The organism is Salmonella enterica subsp. arizonae (assembly GCF_008692845.1).
Classification (GTDB): Bacteria; Pseudomonadota; Gammaproteobacteria; order Enterobacterales; family Enterobacteriaceae; genus Salmonella; species Salmonella arizonae.
This window is the reverse complement of the sequence record NZ_VXJW01000020.1, coordinates 15572-35466: the sequence shown is the minus strand read 5'-3', so window position 1 is coordinate 35466 and position 19895 is coordinate 15572. Positions and strand designations below refer to the sequence as shown.

The window sequence follows — 19895 nt, the reverse complement described above, 5'->3', positions numbered from 1 at the left end:
GGCGACAACATCAAAATGGTTGTTACCCTGATCCACCCGATCGCGATGGACGACGGTCTGCGTTTCGCAATCCGTGAAGGCGGCCGTACCGTTGGCGCGGGCGTTGTTGCTAAAGTTCTCGGCTAATCGCTGATAACATTTGACGCAATGCGCAATAAAAGGGCATCATTTGATGCCCTTTTTGCACGCTTTCACACCAGAACCTGGCTCATCAGTGATTTTATTTGTCATAATCATTGCTGAGACAGGCTCTGTAGAGGGCGTATAATCCGAAAGGCGAGTAAGCGTTTCGATTTGGATTGCCTCGCGATTGCGGGGTGAAAATGTTTGTAGAATACTTCTGACAGGTTGGTTTATGAGTGCGAATACCGAAGCTCAAGGGAGCGGGCGCGGCCTGGAAGCGATGAAGTGGATAGTTGTTGCCATATTGCTGATCGTCGCAATCGTCGGCAACTACCTCTATCGCGACATGATGCTGCCGCTGCGTGCGCTGGCCGTAGTAATTCTGATTGCTGCAGCGGGTGGTGTCGCGCTGTTGACGACAAAAGGTAAAGCAACCGTTGCTTTTGCCCGTGAAGCGAGAACCGAAGTCCGTAAGGTCATTTGGCCGACTCGCCAGGAAACGCTGCACACCACGCTGATCGTCGCTGCGGTTACCGCAGTTATGTCACTGATCCTGTGGGGACTGGATGGTATTCTGGTTCGCCTGGTATCCTTTATCACTGGCCTGAGGTTCTGAGATGTCTGAAGCACCTAAAAAGCGCTGGTACGTCGTTCAGGCGTTTTCCGGTTTTGAAGGCCGCGTAGCCACATCGCTGCGCGAGCATATCAAATTACACAATATGGAAGAGCTGTTTGGCGAAGTCATGGTGCCGACTGAAGAAGTCGTTGAGATCCGTGGCGGCCAGCGTCGCAAAAGCGAACGCAAATTCTTCCCGGGTTACGTTCTGGTCCAGATGGTCATGAACGACGCAAGCTGGCACCTGGTGCGCAGCGTGCCGCGTGTGATGGGCTTTATCGGCGGTACGTCTGACCGTCCGGCGCCGATCAGCGACAAAGAAGTCGATGCGATCATGAACCGCCTGCAGCAGGTTGGCGATAAGCCGCGGCCGAAAACTCTGTTTGAACCGGGTGAAATGGTTCGTGTTAACGACGGTCCGTTCGCAGACTTTAACGGCGTTGTCGAAGAAGTCGATTATGAGAAGTCTCGCCTGAAAGTGTCTGTTTCTATCTTCGGTCGTGCGACCCCGGTAGAGCTGGACTTCAGCCAGGTTGAGAAAGCGTAAGGCTGCGATCAAAAAAGCAGCGATCTAATCGTTGCATAGGGCGCGAAATTGACATACAATTTCGCGCCTTTTGTTTTTATGGGCCCTATGCCCATAAAGCGATATTTATCACGGGGAGCTTCTTTGAAGCGATACTACCCAATTCGAGGAATTTAGAATGGCTAAGAAAGTACAAGCCTACGTCAAGCTGCAGGTTGCAGCTGGTATGGCGAACCCGAGTCCGCCGGTTGGTCCAGCACTGGGTCAGCAGGGCGTGAATATCATGGAATTCTGTAAAGCGTTCAACGCGAAGACTGATTCCATCGAAAAAGGTCTGCCGATTCCGGTTGTTATCACCGTTTACGCTGACCGTTCTTTCACCTTCGTTACCAAAACGCCTCCGGCAGCAGTTCTGCTGAAAAAAGCGGCTGGTATCAAGTCTGGTTCCGGCAAGCCGAACAAAGACAAAGTAGGTAAAATTTCCCGCGCTCAGTTGCAGGAAATCGCGCAGACCAAAGCTGCCGACATGACCGGTGCCGACATTGAAGCGATGACTCGCTCCATCGAAGGTACTGCACGTTCCATGGGCCTGGTAGTGGAGGACTAAGAAATGGCTAAACTGACCAAGCGCATGCGTGTGATCCGCGAGAAAGTTGATGCGACCAAACAGTACGACATCAACGAAGCTATCTCTCTGCTGAAAGAGCTGGCCACTGCTAAATTCGTAGAAAGCGTTGATGTTGCCGTTAACCTCGGCATCGATGCACGTAAATCTGACCAGAACGTGCGTGGCGCGACTGTACTGCCGCACGGTACTGGCCGTTCCGTTCGCGTAGCCGTATTTACCCAAGGCGCAAACGCTGAAGCTGCGAAAGCTGCCGGCGCTGAATTGGTAGGTATGGAGGATCTGGCTGAACAGATCAAGAAGGGCGAAATGAACTTTGACGTTGTTATTGCTTCTCCGGATGCAATGCGCGTTGTTGGCCAATTGGGCCAGGTTCTGGGTCCGCGCGGCCTGATGCCAAACCCAAAAGTCGGTACGGTTACCCCTAACGTTGCTGAAGCGGTTAAGAACGCTAAAGCCGGTCAGGTTCGTTACCGTAACGACAAAAACGGCATTATCCACACCACTATCGGTAAAGTGGACTTTGACGCTGACAAGCTGAAAGAAAACCTGGAAGCTCTGCTGGTTGCGCTGAAAAAAGCAAAACCGAGCCAGGCGAAAGGCGTGTACATCAAGAAAGTTAGCATCTCCACCACCATGGGTGCTGGCGTTGCCGTTGATCAGGCTGGTCTGAGCGCTTCTGCGAACTAAGATTAGTCTTTACGTGGGAGGTGATTTTGTCTACAATCTTTGCCCACGTTTGCTAACGAAGGTTAGCAGGTAACCAAATTGTTCGTTGGAGCCTGGCCTATCCAGGCCTCCGTCGAAGACCGCAGGTGTCTCGCAAGAGGCTTAATCCCCTGCGTAGACGGTGACAGAACGCTAAGACTATTTTTGATACTCTGGCTTGTTTCTGCTCACCGTATTAAGACGCTCTTCTCGTTGAGATGAGTGAAGTGAGTTCCGGAACATAAGTTCCGGCAAACATCCAGGAGCAAAGCTAATGGCTTTAAATCTTCAAGACAAACAAGCGATTGTTGCTGAAGTCAGCGAAGTAGCCAAAGGCGCGCTGTCTGCAGTAGTTGCGGATTCCCGTGGCGTAACTGTAGATAAAATGACTGAACTGCGTAAAGCAGGTCGTGAAGCTGGCGTTTACATGCGTGTTGTTCGTAACACCCTGCTGCGCCGCGTCGTTGAAGGTACTCAGTTCGAGTGCCTGAAAGACACGTTTGTTGGTCCGACCCTGATTGCATACTCTATGGAACACCCGGGCGCTGCTGCTCGTCTGTTCAAAGAGTTCGCGAAAGCGAATGCAAAATTTGAGGTCAAAGCTGCAGCCTTTGAAGGTGAGCTGATCCCGGCGTCTCAGATCGACCGCCTGGCAACTCTGCCGACCTACGAAGAAGCAATTGCACGCCTGATGGCAACCATGAAAGAAGCTTCGGCTGGCAAACTGGTTCGCACACTGGCTGCTGTACGCGATGCGAAAGAAGCTGCGTAATCGCAGTTGTCTTTATCAAGCATTTGCCTACGTATAAACTTATTCTGATATTCAGGAACAATTTAAATGTCTATCACTAAAGATCAAATCATTGAAGCAGTTGCCGCTATGTCCGTAATGGACGTTGTAGAACTGATCACTGCAATGGAAGAAAAATTCGGTGTTTCCGCTGCTGCTGCTGTCGCTGTAGCTGGCGCAGGCGCTGCTGCTGAAGCTGCTGAAGAAAAAACTGAATTCGACGTAATTCTGAAAGCTGCTGGCGCTAACAAAGTTGCTGTTATCAAAGCAGTACGTGGCGCAACTGGTCTGGGCCTGAAAGAAGCTAAAGACCTGGTAGAATCTGCTCCGGCCGCTCTGAAAGAAGGCGTGAGCAAAGATGACGCTGAAGCACTGAAAAAATCTCTGGAAGAAGCTGGCGCTGAAGTTGAAGTTAAATAAGCCAACCCTTCCGGTTGCAGCCTGAGACATCAGGCTGATGGCTGGTGACTTTTTAGTCACCAGCCTTTTTGCGCTGTAAGGCGCCAGTAGCGTTTCACACTGTTTGACTACTGCTGTGCCTTTCAATGCTTGTTTCTATCGACGACTTAATATACTGCGACAGAGCGTCCGTTCTGTGTAAATCGCAATGAAATGGTTTAAGCGTGATAGCAACAGGCATTGCGGAAAGTATCCATTTTCCGGTCAACAAAATAGTGTTGCACAAACTGTCCCCCGCAGGACAGATGGGTCGACTTGTCAGCGAGCTGAGGAACCCTATGGTTTACTCCTATACCGAGAAAAAACGTATTCGTAAGGATTTTGGTAAACGTCCACAAGTTCTGGATGTACCTTATCTCCTTTCTATCCAGCTTGACTCGTTTCAGAAGTTTATCGAGCAAGATCCTGAAGGGCAGTACGGCCTGGAAGCAGCTTTCCGTTCCGTGTTCCCGATTCAGAGCTACAGCGGTAATTCCGAGCTGCAGTACGTCAGCTACCGCCTTGGCGAACCGGTGTTTGACGTTCAGGAATGTCAGATCCGTGGCGTGACCTATTCCGCACCGCTGCGCGTAAAACTGCGTCTGGTGATCTACGAGCGCGAAGCGCCGGAAGGCACCGTTAAGGACATTAAAGAACAAGAAGTCTACATGGGCGAAATTCCGCTCATGACTGATAACGGTACCTTTGTTATCAACGGTACTGAGCGTGTTATCGTTTCTCAGTTGCACCGTAGTCCGGGCGTCTTCTTTGACTCCGACAAAGGTAAAACCCACTCTTCGGGTAAAGTGCTGTATAACGCGCGTATCATTCCTTACCGTGGTTCCTGGCTGGACTTCGAATTCGATCCGAAGGACAACCTGTTCGTGCGTATCGACCGTCGCCGCAAACTGCCTGCGACCATCATCCTGCGTGCGCTGAACTACACTACTGAGCAGATCCTTGACCTGTTCTTTGAGAAAGTCGTCTTCGAAATTCGCGACAACAAGCTGCAGATGGAGCTGATTCCAGAACGTCTGCGCGGCGAAACCGCGTCGTTCGATATCGAAGCTAACGGCAAAGTGTACGTTGAGAAAGGCCGCCGTATTACTGCGCGCCATATCCGTCAGCTGGAAAAAGACGATATCAAGCATATCGAAGTTCCGGTTGAGTACATCGCAGGCAAAGTCGTCTCTAAAGACTACGTTGACGAATCCACTGGCGAGCTGATCTGCGCGGCGAACATGGAGCTGAGCCTGGATCTGCTGGCTAAGCTGAGCCAGTCCGGCCACAAACGTATCGAAACGCTGTTTACCAACGATCTGGACCACGGCCCGTACATTTCTGAAACGGTACGCGTCGACCCAACTAACGATCGTCTGAGCGCGCTGGTAGAAATCTACCGCATGATGCGCCCTGGTGAGCCGCCGACACGCGAAGCGGCTGAAAGCCTGTTCGAGAACCTGTTCTTCTCCGAAGACCGCTATGACCTGTCTGCGGTGGGTCGCATGAAGTTCAACCGTTCTCTGCTGCGCGACGAAATCGAAGGTTCCGGTATCCTGAGCAAAGACGACATCATTGATGTCATGAAGAAGCTCATCGATATCCGTAACGGTAAAGGCGAAGTGGATGATATCGACCACCTCGGCAACCGTCGTATCCGTTCCGTAGGCGAAATGGCGGAAAACCAGTTCCGCGTTGGCCTGGTGCGTGTAGAGCGTGCGGTGAAAGAGCGTCTGTCTCTGGGCGATCTGGATACCCTGATGCCTCAGGACATGATCAACGCCAAGCCGATTTCCGCCGCAGTGAAAGAGTTCTTTGGTTCCAGCCAGCTGTCTCAATTTATGGACCAGAACAACCCGCTGTCTGAGATCACGCACAAACGTCGTATCTCCGCACTCGGCCCAGGCGGTTTGACCCGTGAACGCGCAGGCTTCGAAGTTCGAGACGTACACCCGACGCACTACGGTCGCGTATGTCCTATCGAAACGCCGGAAGGTCCGAACATCGGTCTGATCAACTCCCTGTCCGTGTACGCACAGACTAACGAATATGGCTTCCTTGAGACGCCGTACCGTCGTGTGGTTGATGGCGTGGTCACTGACGAAATTCATTACCTGTCCGCTATCGAAGAAGGCAACTACGTTATCGCTCAGGCGAACTCCAACCTGGATGACGAAGGCCACTTTGTAGAAGATCTGGTTACCTGCCGTAGCAAAGGCGAATCCAGCTTGTTCAGCCGTGACCAGGTTGACTACATGGACGTTTCCACACAGCAGGTGGTCTCCGTCGGTGCGTCCCTGATCCCGTTCCTGGAGCACGATGACGCCAACCGTGCATTGATGGGTGCGAACATGCAACGTCAGGCGGTTCCGACTCTGCGTGCTGATAAGCCGCTGGTGGGCACCGGTATGGAACGTGCTGTCGCCGTCGACTCCGGTGTTACTGCAGTAGCTAAACGTGGCGGTACTGTTCAGTACGTGGATGCATCCCGTATCGTTATCAAAGTTAACGAAGACGAGATGTACCCGGGCGAAGCGGGTATCGACATCTATAACCTGACCAAATACACCCGCTCTAACCAGAACACCTGTATCAACCAGATGCCATGTGTGTCTCTGGGAGAGCCGGTTGAACGCGGCGACGTGCTGGCAGACGGTCCGTCCACTGACCTCGGTGAACTGGCGCTCGGTCAGAACATGCGCGTGGCGTTCATGCCGTGGAACGGCTACAACTTCGAAGACTCCATCCTCGTCTCCGAGCGTGTTGTCCAGGAAGACCGTTTCACCACCATCCACATTCAGGAACTGGCGTGCGTGTCCCGTGACACCAAGCTGGGGCCGGAAGAGATCACCGCTGATATCCCGAACGTGGGTGAAGCTGCGCTCTCCAAACTGGATGAATCCGGTATCGTTTACATCGGCGCGGAAGTGACCGGCGGCGACATTCTGGTCGGTAAGGTGACGCCGAAAGGTGAAACCCAGCTGACGCCGGAAGAGAAACTGCTGCGTGCGATCTTCGGTGAGAAAGCGTCTGACGTTAAAGACTCTTCTCTGCGCGTACCTAACGGTGTCTCCGGTACGGTTATCGACGTTCAGGTCTTTACTCGCGATGGCGTAGAAAAAGACAAACGTGCTCTGGAAATCGAAGAGATGCAGCTTAAGCAGGCGAAAAAAGACCTGTCTGAAGAACTGCAAATCCTCGAAGCGGGCCTGTTTAGCCGTATCCGTGCGGTGCTGGTGTCCGGCGGCGTTGAAGCTGAGAAGCTCGACAAACTGCCGCGCGACCGCTGGCTGGAACTCGGTCTGACCGACGAAGAGAAACAAAATCAGCTGGAACAACTGGCTGAGCAGTATGACGAACTGAAACACGAGTTTGAGAAAAAACTCGAAGCGAAACGCCGTAAAATCACCCAGGGCGACGATCTGGCGCCGGGCGTGCTGAAGATCGTGAAGGTCTATCTGGCGGTTAAACGTCGTATCCAGCCTGGTGATAAGATGGCAGGTCGTCACGGTAACAAGGGTGTTATCTCTAAGATCAACCCGATCGAAGACATGCCTTATGATGAAAACGGCACGCCGGTAGACATCGTACTGAACCCGCTGGGCGTACCGTCTCGTATGAACATCGGTCAGATTCTGGAAACCCACCTGGGTATGGCTGCGAAAGGTATCGGCGACAAGATTAACGCCATGCTGAAACAGCAGCAGGAAGTCGCGAAACTGCGCGAATTCATCCAGCGTGCCTACGATCTGGGCGCCGACGTTCGTCAGAAAGTCGACCTGAGCACCTTCAGCGATGATGAAGTGTTGCGTCTGGCAGAAAACCTGCGTAAAGGTATGCCGATTGCCACACCAGTGTTCGACGGTGCGAAAGAAGCGGAAATCAAAGAGCTGCTGAAACTGGGCGACCTGCCGACCTCCGGTCAGATCACCCTGTTCGATGGCCGTACGGGTGAACAGTTCGAACGTCCGGTAACCGTCGGTTACATGTACATGCTGAAACTGAACCACCTGGTTGATGACAAGATGCATGCGCGTTCTACCGGTTCTTACAGCCTGGTTACTCAGCAGCCGCTGGGTGGTAAGGCGCAGTTCGGTGGTCAGCGCTTCGGGGAGATGGAAGTGTGGGCGCTGGAAGCTTACGGCGCCGCCTACACCCTGCAGGAAATGCTCACCGTTAAGTCTGATGACGTGAACGGCCGTACTAAGATGTATAAAAACATCGTGGACGGCAACCATCAGATGGAACCGGGTATGCCGGAATCCTTCAACGTTCTGTTGAAAGAGATCCGCTCGCTGGGCATCAACATCGAACTGGAAGACGAGTAATTCTCGCTCAAACAGGTCACTGGTGTCGGGGTAAAACCCGACACCAGATTGTGCTAACTCCGACGGGAGCAAATCCGTGAAAGATTTATTAAAGTTTCTGAAAGCGCAGACTAAAACCGAAGAGTTTGATGCGATCAAAATTGCTCTGGCTTCGCCAGACATGATCCGTTCATGGTCTTTCGGTGAAGTTAAAAAGCCGGAAACCATCAACTACCGTACGTTCAAACCTGAGCGTGACGGCCTTTTCTGCGCCCGTATCTTTGGGCCGGTAAAAGACTACGAGTGCCTGTGCGGTAAGTACAAGCGCCTGAAACACCGTGGTGTTATTTGTGAGAAGTGCGGCGTTGAAGTGACCCAGACCAAAGTACGCCGTGAGCGTATGGGCCACATCGAGCTGGCGTCTCCGACTGCTCACATCTGGTTCCTGAAATCGCTGCCGTCCCGTATCGGTCTGCTGCTCGATATGCCGCTGCGCGATATCGAACGCGTGCTGTACTTCGAATCCTATGTGGTTATCGAAGGCGGTATGACCAACCTGGAACGTCAACAGATCCTGACTGAAGAGCAGTATCTGGACGCGCTGGAAGAGTTCGGTGACGAATTCGACGCAAAGATGGGCGCGGAAGCTATCCAGGCCCTGCTGAAGAGCATGGATCTGGAGCAAGAGTGTGAAACTCTGCGCGAAGAGCTGAACGAAACCAACTCCGAAACTAAGCGTAAAAAGCTGACCAAGCGTATCAAGCTGCTGGAAGCCTTCGTACAGTCTGGCAACAAGCCAGAGTGGATGATCCTGACCGTTCTGCCGGTTCTGCCGCCAGATCTGCGTCCGCTGGTTCCGCTGGACGGCGGTCGTTTCGCGACTTCTGACCTGAACGATCTGTATCGTCGCGTCATTAACCGTAACAACCGTCTGAAACGTCTGCTGGATCTGGCTGCGCCGGACATCATCGTACGCAACGAAAAACGTATGCTGCAGGAAGCGGTTGACGCCCTGCTGGATAACGGTCGTCGCGGTCGTGCGATCACCGGTTCTAACAAGCGTCCTCTGAAATCTTTGGCCGATATGATCAAAGGTAAACAGGGTCGTTTCCGTCAGAACCTGCTCGGTAAGCGTGTTGACTACTCCGGTCGTTCTGTAATCACCGTAGGTCCATACCTGCGTCTGCACCAGTGCGGTCTGCCGAAGAAAATGGCGCTGGAGCTGTTCAAACCGTTCATCTACGGCAAGCTGGAACTGCGTGGCCTCGCTACCACCATCAAAGCCGCGAAGAAAATGGTTGAGCGTGAAGAAGCTGTCGTTTGGGATATCCTCGACGAAGTGATCCGCGAACACCCGGTACTGCTGAACCGTGCACCAACCCTGCACCGTCTGGGTATCCAGGCATTTGAGCCAGTACTGATCGAAGGTAAAGCTATCCAGCTGCACCCGCTGGTTTGTGCGGCCTATAACGCCGACTTCGATGGTGACCAGATGGCTGTTCACGTACCGCTGACGCTGGAAGCCCAGCTCGAAGCGCGTGCGCTGATGATGTCTACCAACAATATCCTGTCTCCGGCGAACGGCGAACCTATCATCGTTCCGTCTCAGGACGTGGTATTGGGTCTGTATTACATGACCCGTGACTGTGTTAACGCCAAAGGCGAAGGCATGGTGCTGACTGGCCCGAAAGAAGCAGAGCGTATCTATCGCGCAGGTCTGGCCTCTCTGCATGCGCGCGTTAAAGTGCGTATCACTGAATATGAAAAAGATGAAAACGGCGAATTCGTCGCGACCACCAGCCTGAAAGACACGACCGTTGGTCGCGCCATTCTGTGGATGATCGTACCGAAAGGTCTGCCTTTCTCCATCGTCAACCAGGCGCTGGGCAAGAAAGCGATCTCCAAAATGCTGAACACTTGCTACCGTATTCTGGGCCTGAAACCGACCGTTATTTTTGCGGACCAGACGATGTACACCGGCTTTGCTTATGCAGCGCGTTCAGGTGCATCCGTTGGTATTGATGACATGGTCATCCCGGAGAAAAAACACGAGATCATCTCTGAGGCGGAAGCTGAAGTTGCTGAGATCCAGGAGCAGTTCCAGTCCGGTCTGGTAACCGCTGGCGAACGCTATAACAAAGTTATCGATATCTGGGCTGCGGCGAACGATCGTGTATCCAAAGCGATGATGGATAACCTGCAAACCGAAACCGTGATTAACCGTGACGGCCAGGAAGAGCAGCAGGTTTCCTTCAACAGCATCTACATGATGGCCGACTCCGGTGCGCGTGGTTCTGCGGCACAGATTCGTCAGCTGGCCGGTATGCGTGGTCTGATGGCGAAGCCGGATGGCTCCATCATCGAAACGCCAATCACCGCGAACTTCCGTGAAGGTCTGAACGTACTCCAGTACTTCATCTCCACGCACGGTGCGCGTAAAGGTCTGGCGGATACCGCACTGAAAACAGCGAACTCCGGTTACCTGACCCGTCGTCTGGTTGACGTCGCGCAGGATCTGGTGGTGACCGAAGATGACTGTGGTACGCACGAAGGTATCCTGATGACCCCGGTTATCGAGGGTGGCGACGTGAAAGAGCCGCTGCGTGACCGCGTTCTGGGTCGTGTGACGGCGGAAGACGTACTGAAGCCGGGTACGGCGGATATTCTGGTTCCACGCAACACGCTGCTGCACGAACAGTGGTGTGACCTGCTGGAAGCAAACTCCGTTGACGCCGTTAAAGTGCGTTCCGTTGTATCCTGCGACACCGACTTTGGCGTATGTGCGCACTGCTATGGTCGTGACCTGGCGCGTGGCCACATCATCAACAAAGGTGAAGCTATCGGCGTTATCGCGGCACAGTCTATCGGTGAGCCGGGTACACAGCTGACGATGCGTACGTTCCACATCGGTGGTGCGGCATCGCGTGCGGCTGCTGAATCCAGCATCCAGGTGAAAAATAAAGGTAGCATCAAGCTCAGCAACGTGAAGTCGGTGGTGAACTCCAGCGGTAAACTGGTCATCACTTCCCGTAACACCGAACTGAAGCTGATCGACGAATTCGGTCGTACCAAAGAGAGCTATAAAGTGCCTTATGGCGCTGTCATGGCGAAAGGTGATGGCGAGCAGGTTGCCGGCGGCGAAACCGTGGCAAACTGGGACCCGCACACCATGCCGGTTATCACCGAAGTGAGTGGTTTCATCCGCTTCACTGACATGATCGACGGTCAGACCATTACGCGTCAGACCGACGAACTGACCGGTTTGTCTTCGCTGGTGGTTCTGGATTCGGCTGAACGTACTACCGGTGGTAAAGATCTGCGTCCGGCGCTGAAAATCGTTGATGCTCAGGGTAATGACGTTCTGATCCCGGGTACCGATATGCCTGCGCAGTACTTCCTGCCGGGTAAAGCGATTGTACAGCTGGAAGATGGCGTACAGATCAGTTCTGGTGACACCCTGGCGCGTATTCCGCAGGAATCCGGCGGTACCAAGGATATCACCGGTGGTCTGCCGCGCGTTGCGGATCTATTCGAAGCGCGTCGTCCGAAAGAGCCGGCCATTCTGGCGGAAATCGCAGGTATCGTTTCCTTCGGTAAAGAAACCAAAGGCAAGCGTCGTCTGGTGATTACGCCGGTTGACGGTAGTGACCCGTATGAAGAGATGATTCCGAAATGGCGTCAGCTCAACGTGTTCGAAGGTGAACGTGTAGAACGTGGTGATGTGATTTCCGACGGTCCGGAAGCGCCGCACGACATTCTGCGTCTGCGTGGCGTACATGCTGTAACTCGTTACATCGTAAACGAAGTTCAGGACGTCTACCGTCTGCAGGGCGTTAAGATTAACGATAAGCACATCGAAGTTATCGTTCGTCAGATGCTGCGTAAAGCCACCATCGAAAGCGCCGGTAGTTCCGACTTCCTGGAAGGCGAACAGGTTGAATACTCCCGCGTCAAGATCGCTAACCGCGAGCTGGAAGCGAATGGCAAAGTGGGGGCTACCTTCTCCCGCGATCTGCTGGGTATTACCAAAGCGTCTCTGGCAACCGAATCGTTCATCTCTGCCGCATCGTTCCAGGAGACCACGCGTGTCCTGACCGAAGCAGCCGTTGCGGGTAAACGCGACGAACTGCGCGGCCTGAAAGAGAACGTTATCGTGGGTCGTCTGATCCCGGCAGGTACCGGTTACGCGTACCACCAGGATCGTATGCGCCGTCGCGCCGCGGGCGAGCAGCCAGCAACACCGCAGGTCACTGCGGAAGATGCATCTGCCAGCCTGGCAGAACTGCTGAACGCAGGTCTGGGCGGTTCTGACAACGAGTAATCGTTAAATGGTGGAGGGGTATTTATCTCTCCACCAGCTTCATGCTGGATACTGAATTTCGGGTCGCTTGCCTACAAGGAAAGAAAATGCCAGCGATTATTTCATTAATCTATTTAATGTTTAGTCTTTTGGTATTTACAAAAAGATAACCATTTCAAACGTTCTGTCCGCTTTTTTATTGTTTCTATCGTTATATATACTTCACCATAAATCATTACTGATATTTATTTATTGTCTTATTATTATTGTCGCTGCTGTTATTCTCATCGAGTCAAAAGCAGCGCGGATAAAAAAGCAGTATTTTATTTTTCAATGCCATGCTGGCTCTTAATACTCTCTATAATCATAAATTTTTTGAATACATGACCTGTCTTTTTATATCGCTTATTTCGTGCATTCAATGTAGAAATTCATTTTCACTGGTGATGTGAATTAGCTGCCCTGGTTTTGAATTATCTAGAGCCATTATACACGGCACACTTGCCTTATGTTTATTTGCGAACCACTTTGCTAAAATCCCGCCAACGCCATCAACCGACGTAATAAAAGTAGAGAATCCACAATACTTAAAATTGAAATTTTTTTTACCATTGGGTTTGGTTTTTTCTGTAACATTGAGTCCAAATGTGACTTTAAATTTATCCCATAAATCTAAGTTATTAAAGTCTATTGGCTCGCCATTATAAAATGCCTGCTGTTCATACATTAAATGATAAACCTGTTTTAATACCTGTATGCCAGTAGGGCCAATAGTATTCGCAAAGGAGGGTAAGCCATTTTGCTATAAATCCGCTCTTTTATAAAATATATACATGTACCTTTGAAAAGATTCATGTCCTCACCAGGAGCGTATGCGCCGTCGCGCCGCGGGCGAGCAGCCAGCAACACCGCTGGTCTGGGCGGTTCTGATAACGAGTAATCGTTGCTGACCATAATAAGAAGCCCGCATCGGCGGCATGCTGTTCACTTAAGCGGAGCGGCATGAGAGTTTACCGGATAGCGGGTTTTTGATGTCTTAATCGCCCTCGGCCTTGATGGTCGAGGGCGTTTTGTTATGAATACCTCCAGATTCCTTCAAAGGTACTCCAACCGTTTTGGGATGGTTCCCGGCGATACTGTATTCCTCTGGACTATCATTTCCATCGCGATAAACTGGAACGTGAACTTAACGCTCATTTCTGAGGGGAATTTTTATGCTTCTCCTCCGCCTTTGCCGCCTCCCGACGTATCAGGTTATAGGCCAGCAATATCCCCCCATACCTCCCGCAGATCTACTTTCCGCCTTCTCAGTACCAGCGTCTTATCCAGTAGGCCGCTTTTCAGGTTTCTGAACCCGACCTCGATTTTCCATCGTGAGTGATAAAGCGCTGCCACCTCATAAATGACGGCCCATGCATACCCGTATTCCGGCAGCGAAGGATTCTTTTTCTGCGCCTGTGACACCTTCAGTTTCAGAAGTCTGTCGCTGAATCGTAATTTTTCTTTGCTTCCGCACCCTATTCTTGCGGGTTGGCAGCAGCGATTAGGGCATTCTCTCAAAAAGAACAGATTAACTTCTTAGAGCAATGACCAATTTTTTATTTATATTAAACTATTCAAGTAGATAACTTCACTCAAGATACTTACTGATATGTAGTTTTCTCAGGTTATACCCCAAATAATTCGAGTTGCAGGAAGGCGGCAAGGGAGCGAATTCCCAGGAGCTTACTCCATCCAGTAAGTGACTGGGGTGAGTGAGCGCAGCCAATACACATGCAACTTGAAGTATGACGGGTATATATGTGAAGTGGGATAAGCCGTATATTTGCTCTCATGTTCTCCGGGAAAGAGACGAAACTAACGAAAACTATTTTTATGCTGCGGACTCGCGTGGTTATGTTAATTAGTTTTTTTTAAAAATAATAAATTCATTTTAGAGATATAATTATCTATTTCCTCTGGTAAGTAACTTAAAATTGTTCCCATTTCCCTTGCGACAACAAGCTCTGATTTTATTGTTTTCAATTCATTAGACTCATTACTCATATCACACATTAATTCTCTTTTTTTATTGTATAATTCAATAAATCGGTCTGCATATTGTTCACCCTGCGCACAATCTTTTCTGTATACTACTATTATATATAAAAAACTATTGTCCTCTTTGGGGAAAATTTTACATCCAATATTTGGTAGTTCAAGCAATGAATGCAACACCGGTGAATAAAGACTATCTACTGAAAACTGTCCCATTGGACGTTTCCCTGTAATAACAGTTAACCAACTTCCTTCAGAGGTGTTGGCTTCATCCCTGGAGATGGTTTTAAAATTAATGTGAGAGTCTGAATACATACGTTGCATATAATGAGTGAGTTCTGCTTTTTTATTAATGTATCCATTAACTTTAAATACAGACTGTTCTCTGGTTATACCTGAAATGTATTTCTGATCATAAATATTTGGTTTTTCCATGAAAAAATAAGGAGTTACATCAGGATAAGTTTTCATTATTATATCTATCGAATTAATCCGATCCGGAAACGAAATGTTTTGATTGTTAATGCTGGGTATTTTCATTTGCAATTCCATTTTTATTTAGATACTACAATGATATTGTATAATCTCTATTTAAACATCAGTCTGTCAAGCATTATATGCTAACCAAGGCGTATCCCTTAACAGTCGCCTTAAAAAAACTTGATGAAACTCAGTTTAAGCATAAATTAAAATTAGCACGTATCTGTTGTATCATGTTATCCCTATGATTTATCTACAGAGTTTACATAAAGTATCAACTTTAACAATAAAATATTTGTTTTATTGTTATTGGTGATTATTTTAGTGATTTATTGATTGTTTACGCGGGATATTTTAAATTATTAAATGAAGTATTTAATTCCATAAAGGTGTCTGTTTGCTCTTATTATAGGAATTATAAATATTATGCCATTTCTGGAATAAAAATAAATTTAATAAATTATTTATTTGATTGCTCACTAGTAGAATATTTATGTATCCATCGGTTAATGCTTAGTTTTAGCATCTTTTATCGGACAGCTATTGCAACGCTAAAAAACATGTGCTAATAATCATCATGTAAAATATGTAATGAAGTAAGTATGGAGCATTTAATTGTTATGATTCCACCATTAAATAGATATGTTCCCGCGCTTTCAGAAAATGAATTGGTTAAAACTGTTACCAACAGGGACATTCAGTTTACAAGTTTTAATGGAAAAGATTATCCCTTGTGCCTTTTAGATGAGAAAACCCCTCTTCTTTTCCAGTGGTTTGAACGGAATCCTGCTCGCTTTGGGAAAAATGATATACCTATAATTAACACAGAGAAAAACCCCTACCTTAACAATATTATTAAAGCAGCAACAATTGAAAAAGAACGTGTTGTAGGTATTTTTGTAGATGGTGATTTTTTTCCGGGACAAAAGGATGCTTTTTCAAAACTTGAGTATGACTATGAAAACATAAAAGTCATATATAGAAATGATATTGACTTTAGCATGTACGATAAAAAACTATCAGAAATTTATATGGAAAATATTTCTAAGCAAGAGTCCATGCCAGAAGAAAAAAGGGATTATCATTTACTGCAGCTATTGAAAAAAGAATTGAGTGATATTCAAGAGGGTAATGATTCATTAATTAAATCTTACTTACTAGATAAAGGCCATGCATGGTTTGATTTTTACAGGAATATGGCTATGTTAAAGGCTGGTCAGTTATTTTTGGAGGCGGATAAGGTTGGGTGTTATGATTTATCAGCAAATAGTGGGTGTATATATCTCGATGCTGATATGATTATCACGGAAAAACTGGGGGGTATATATATATTCCGGATGGAATTGCTGTTCATGTAGAAAGGATAGATGGCCGTGCTTCTATGGAAAACGGGATAATAGCTGTTGATCGCAATAACCACCCGGCTTTACTTGCTGGATTGGAAATAATGCATACTAAATTTGATGCTGATCCCTATTCTGATGGTGTATGTAATGGGATTAGAAAACATTTTAATTATTCTTTAAATGAAAATTATAATTCGTTTTGCGATTTTATTGAGTTCAAGCATGATAACATTATCATGAATACCAGTCAGTTTACTCAAAGTTCATGGGCGAGGCAGGTGCAGTAGTGGAAATGGCAATAATCATGCTATTAAATACATAAAATATTGGCATAAACTATCAAATTTCTGCGAAAAAATATTTGTTGCTCAGTTTTCTCTACTACAACGCAACTTTAAAATCGCAGCGCTGTTCAGAACGGGGATATACGGCATTCCTTGTGAAATATGGGAGTAAGAAGAGCTTAAATAATTTAATTGGTTATTAAATAACAATTCCCATTGATTGATAATAAATGGAGGAATATTATATGCTGGGAATGATTTCATTTTCACCTCGTAGCATTTATTTTCATATAACAACGGTCGAATATAATACTTCTCAAAGCAGCGACGCTCAGTTTGGATGAAACATATTTTGTTGACTGTAAAGAGATTTGATAATGTTCCGGGAGTGCTTATAGCGTCAAAGAATGGGCATTCCGAGGCTGTTCTTGCTTACGGAAGACTGCTTAAAAATTCATGTCTGACTGCGGATAAAACAGCAGAATTACTTGCAGCAAAAAATAATGATGGAGTATCTGCTTTACTTATAGCACTTCAGAACGGACATGATGAGGTCATCAGAGCTTACGGCTGAGGAAATCGCAGAACATTTATCTGAAGGACAGAAAGTCTATTTTCTTGATGTTGTTAATGAGTGTCAGAGATTACCTTGTAGTTATACACGACGCAGCTTATAAAGCGGGGCTTCGGGCAGTGAACCGTTGCATCACAGCAGAAGCATATTAAACAATTCAACTCTCATAACAGCCTTCGCTTTTATCGGAATCGCAAATGACTATTCATGACAATCTTAGACTACAGTCCAATGATTCCGATCTTCTGAGACAAACCGATTATCCAGGCCGAGAAAACACACAGACGACTTTATAATCGGATAATGCACCAATCCCAGATGTCCGAGGATGTAGTGCGTATAGGTAAAATGATATGCATTAGCCCAGACCTGATCTGACAGTTACCGGTTATTTATACAGATATCGGTCAGATTACATCTGGCTTAAATTTTTCTCAGCCCAGATGCGTTTTCCATCAAGTAACGTTTCCATCGGCGTCCGGTCGCAACTCATTTTTCCCTGATGGGTTCGCCCCTGATTCCCGTTGTTCTGGGGCATCATTTTATGGACAAAAACGACCAGCAGACACGGTTGAAGAGAGGCCGCCAGCGAAATTACAGTCAGGAACGCTGCCCGAAAACTTCAAGTTCACCGCTATTTCGATAATCCAGTGGCCAGCCCTCGGTCGTCAGTTACTGATGAAGGGAGAAGGCTGGGCAAAAATGAGGAAGGGATAATTTGCCCTGGTCAGCTTCCGTTGCTGACGATGACAAAATAAAAAAACGGGAGGTCGATAACAATCTCCCGTTTTTCACATTACGTACTCGCTCGTGAAATACTAATGCGTTTACATACGGGTTCACCGCGTTTGCGAAGTGCGCCCCAGCCAACTGTCCCAGTCTTTCCACACGGGCTGTAACCCTTGCGCCGTTAGCGCGTCGGCAACAGCCTCAGGTCGGCGATTGTCATGCGGCGCAAATTGCTCCAGTTCCGGATGATCGTCAGCATACCCACCGGGCTGCGTTTTCGAGAAGGCGCTGACGTTGTTGATCGCCAGCGGGATCACGTTATCGCGAAACCACGGCGATTCGCGGGTGGAGAGTGATAATTCAATTTCCGGCGCCAGTAACCGGAAGGCGCAAATCGTTTGCACCAGTTGCTTTTCATCCATCACAGATGCGGGTTCCACACCGCCGGTACACGGGCGAAGACGCGGGAAGGAAATAGAGTAGCGACTCTGCCAGTAGTGTTTCTGCATCCACAACATATGTTCAGCTACCATGTAGCAATCCACCCGCCAGTTGTCCGATAGACCAATTAGCGCACCAAGACCAATTTTGTCGATACCTGCCCGGCCCAACCGATCCGGCGTTTCCAGCCGCCAGAAAAAATCCTGTTTTTTTCCCTTCAGGTGATGCTGTGCATAGATTGCCTCATGATAAGTCTCCTGATAAACCATCACGCCATCGATTCCCAGCGTTTTTAGCTCCGCGTAATTTTCTTGCGATAAGGGCTGAATTTCCATTTGTAATGATGAAAACTGGCGGCGAATCGCCGGTAAATGACGGCGAAAATAGTCCATTCCTACTTTGGTCTGATGCTCTCCGGTCACCAGTAGAAGGTGTTCAAAGCCCAGCTTATGAATGGCCTCGCACTCCCTTTGAATATCTACCCCATCCAGCGTCTTACGCTTAATGCGGTTGCTCATCGAAAAACCGCAGTAGGTACAGTCATTGGCGCACAGGTTCGAGAGATAGAGAGGAACATAAAAGCTGACGGTATTACCGAAACGCTGGCGGGTAAGCTTTTGCGCGCGCTGCGCCAGCGGTTCCAGGTAATCGACGGCGGCGGGGGAGAGTAACGCCATCATATCCTCACGGTTGAGGCGTGAAGCATTCAGCGCACGCTCCACATCGGCGGCGGTTTTGCTGTTGATGCGTAGCCGGATATCGTCCCATCCCAGTTGTCGCCAGCGGTCGGTGAACGTTTTCATGCAGATACCTCCAGGAATCCGGTGAGCGGGCTGGTGGCGCTGGCATAGACACTGCGGTTACCCGGTACAGCCTGGCGAGCCAATACGCCTGCTTCTACCGCCAGGCGGAAAGCATTGGCCATCATTACCGGGTCATTCGCCACGGCAATCGCCGTGTTGACCAGCACCGCATCTGCGCCCATCTCCAACGCCTGTGCGGCATGGCTGGGCACGCCGATTCCGGCATCCACCACTACCGGGACGGTGGCCTGCTGAATAATAATCTCCAGCATCGCACGGGTTTCCAGTCCCTGATTGGAGCCAATTGGCGCGCCGAGCGGCATCACCGCCGCGCAGCCAACGTCTTCCAGCCGTTTACACAACACCGGGTCCGCGCCACAGTAAGGAAGCACCACGAACCCCTGTTTTACCAGTTCCCCGGCGGCTTTTAGGGTTTCAATCGGGTCTGGCAGCAGCCAGCGGGCATCGGGATGAATTTCCAGCTTCAGCCAGCTCGTCCCCAGCGCTTCGCGCGCCAGTTGGGCGGCGAAGATCGCCTCTTCGGCGGTTTTCGCCCCTGAAGTATTGGGCAACAGCGTCACACCAGCCTCAAGAAGCGGCGACAGGATTGCATCATTGGGCTTACGTAAATCGACGCGCTTCATCGCCAACGTCACCAGTTGGCTGCCGGAGGCGCGGATGGCGTCGACCATTAACTGTGCAGAAGCAAACTTCCCGGTGCCGGTGAAAAGATGCGAATCAAACGTTTTGTCGGCAATACGTAACATC

General features: G+C 49.2%; 12 protein-coding genes and 7 pseudogenes. 13 read left to right on the top strand and 6 right to left on the bottom strand.

Going from position 1 to position 19895, the window contains the following annotated elements:
- The 10 genes and pseudogenes from tuf to F4V61_RS21270 all read left to right on the top strand — a co-directional run.
- Positions 1-126: pseudogene (tuf, locus tag F4V61_RS21315) on the top strand (elongation factor Tu); the annotation flags it as partial.
- A 229-nt stretch (positions 127-355) separates the two neighbouring features.
- Complete coding sequence (gene secE / locus F4V61_RS21310; RefSeq protein ID WP_001275691.1) at positions 356-739, top strand: preprotein translocase subunit SecE; 384 nt, start codon at positions 356-358, stop codon at positions 737-739.
- Position 740: 1 nt separating this feature from the next.
- Positions 741-1286 (top strand): transcription termination/antitermination protein NusG, encoded by a 546-nt coding sequence (gene nusG, locus F4V61_RS21305; RefSeq protein ID WP_001287521.1) that lies wholly within the window; start codon positions 741-743, stop codon positions 1284-1286.
- A gap of 157 nt (positions 1287-1443) precedes the next feature.
- Positions 1444-1872, top strand: coding sequence for a 50S ribosomal protein L11 (gene rplK / locus F4V61_RS21300; RefSeq protein WP_001085926.1), 429 nt, complete (start codon positions 1444-1446; stop codon positions 1870-1872).
- A gap of 3 nt (positions 1873-1875) precedes the next feature.
- Positions 1876-2580, top strand: coding sequence for a 50S ribosomal protein L1 (rplA, locus tag F4V61_RS21295; RefSeq protein ID WP_001096690.1), 705 nt, complete (start codon positions 1876-1878; stop codon positions 2578-2580).
- Between the two features lie 292 nt (positions 2581-2872).
- Positions 2873-3370, top strand: a complete 498-nt coding sequence (gene rplJ, locus F4V61_RS21290; RefSeq protein WP_001207203.1) for a 50S ribosomal protein L10 — start codon at positions 2873-2875, stop codon at positions 3368-3370.
- Positions 3371-3436: 66 nt separating this feature from the next.
- Positions 3437-3808 (top strand): 50S ribosomal protein L7/L12, encoded by a 372-nt coding sequence (gene rplL / locus F4V61_RS21285; RefSeq protein ID WP_000028881.1) that lies wholly within the window; start codon positions 3437-3439, stop codon positions 3806-3808.
- A gap of 317 nt (positions 3809-4125) precedes the next feature.
- Positions 4126-8154, top strand: coding sequence for a DNA-directed RNA polymerase subunit beta (gene rpoB / locus F4V61_RS21280; protein WP_000263105.1), 4029 nt, complete (start codon positions 4126-4128; stop codon positions 8152-8154).
- 76 nt (positions 8155-8230) lie between these two features.
- The gene (gene rpoC, locus F4V61_RS21275; protein ID WP_023247912.1) at positions 8231-12454 is read left to right on the top strand and encodes a DNA-directed RNA polymerase subunit beta'; all 4224 of its coding nucleotides are present in this window, start codon (positions 8231-8233) and stop codon (positions 12452-12454) included.
- Between the two features lie 41 nt (positions 12455-12495).
- Positions 12496-12820: pseudogene (locus F4V61_RS21270) on the top strand (hypothetical protein).
- A gap of 31 nt (positions 12821-12851) precedes the next feature.
- On the opposite strand, the pseudogene F4V61_RS21265 reads toward F4V61_RS21270, so the two are convergent.
- From F4V61_RS21265 to F4V61_RS21255, 3 genes and pseudogenes are all read right to left on the bottom strand, one after another.
- Positions 12852-13069: pseudogene (locus F4V61_RS21265) on the bottom strand (hypothetical protein).
- Positions 13070-13417: 348 nt separating this feature from the next.
- Positions 13418-13921, bottom strand: a pseudogene (locus tag F4V61_RS21260) (IS4 family transposase); the annotation flags it as partial.
- Between the two features lie 411 nt (positions 13922-14332).
- Entirely contained in the window at positions 14333-15010 is a 678-nt protein-coding gene (locus F4V61_RS21255; protein WP_141029345.1) for an NleE/OspZ family T3SS effector cysteine methyltransferase, read from the bottom strand.
- 542 nt (positions 15011-15552) lie between these two features.
- On the opposite strand from F4V61_RS21255, the pseudogene F4V61_RS21245 reads away from it, so the two are divergent.
- Together F4V61_RS21245 and F4V61_RS21235 are read left to right on the top strand one after the other, a co-directional pair.
- Positions 15553-16583: pseudogene (locus F4V61_RS21245) on the top strand (type III secretion system effector arginine glycosyltransferase SseK1).
- 337 nt (positions 16584-16920) lie between these two features.
- Positions 16921-17154 carry a hypothetical protein gene (locus F4V61_RS21235; protein WP_012210713.1) on the top strand — a complete coding sequence of 78 codons (234 nt, stop codon included), beginning with the start codon at positions 16921-16923 and terminating at the stop codon, positions 17152-17154.
- Between the two features lie 412 nt (positions 17155-17566).
- On the opposite strand, the pseudogene F4V61_RS22900 reads toward F4V61_RS21235, so the two are convergent.
- A pseudogene (locus F4V61_RS22900) lies at positions 17567-17674 on the bottom strand (IS481 family transposase); the annotation flags it as partial.
- Between F4V61_RS22900 and F4V61_RS21230 the strand changes: the two are divergent.
- Positions 17657-17871: pseudogene (locus F4V61_RS21230) on the top strand (hypothetical protein). The pseudogenes F4V61_RS22900 and F4V61_RS21230 overlap by 18 nt on opposite strands.
- A gap of 122 nt (positions 17872-17993) precedes the next feature.
- Here the strand turns inward: F4V61_RS21230 and thiH are convergent.
- On the bottom strand, positions 17994-19127 hold the full coding sequence (gene thiH / locus F4V61_RS21225; protein ID WP_079798601.1) for a 2-iminoacetate synthase ThiH: 1134 nt from the start codon (positions 19125-19127) through the stop codon (positions 17994-17996).
- Positions 19124-19894, bottom strand: coding sequence for a thiazole synthase (thiG, locus tag F4V61_RS21220; RefSeq protein ID WP_079781239.1), 771 nt, complete (start codon positions 19892-19894; stop codon positions 19124-19126). Before thiG ends, thiH begins: the two co-directional genes overlap by 4 nt.
- Position 19895: the final 1 nt, after the last annotated feature.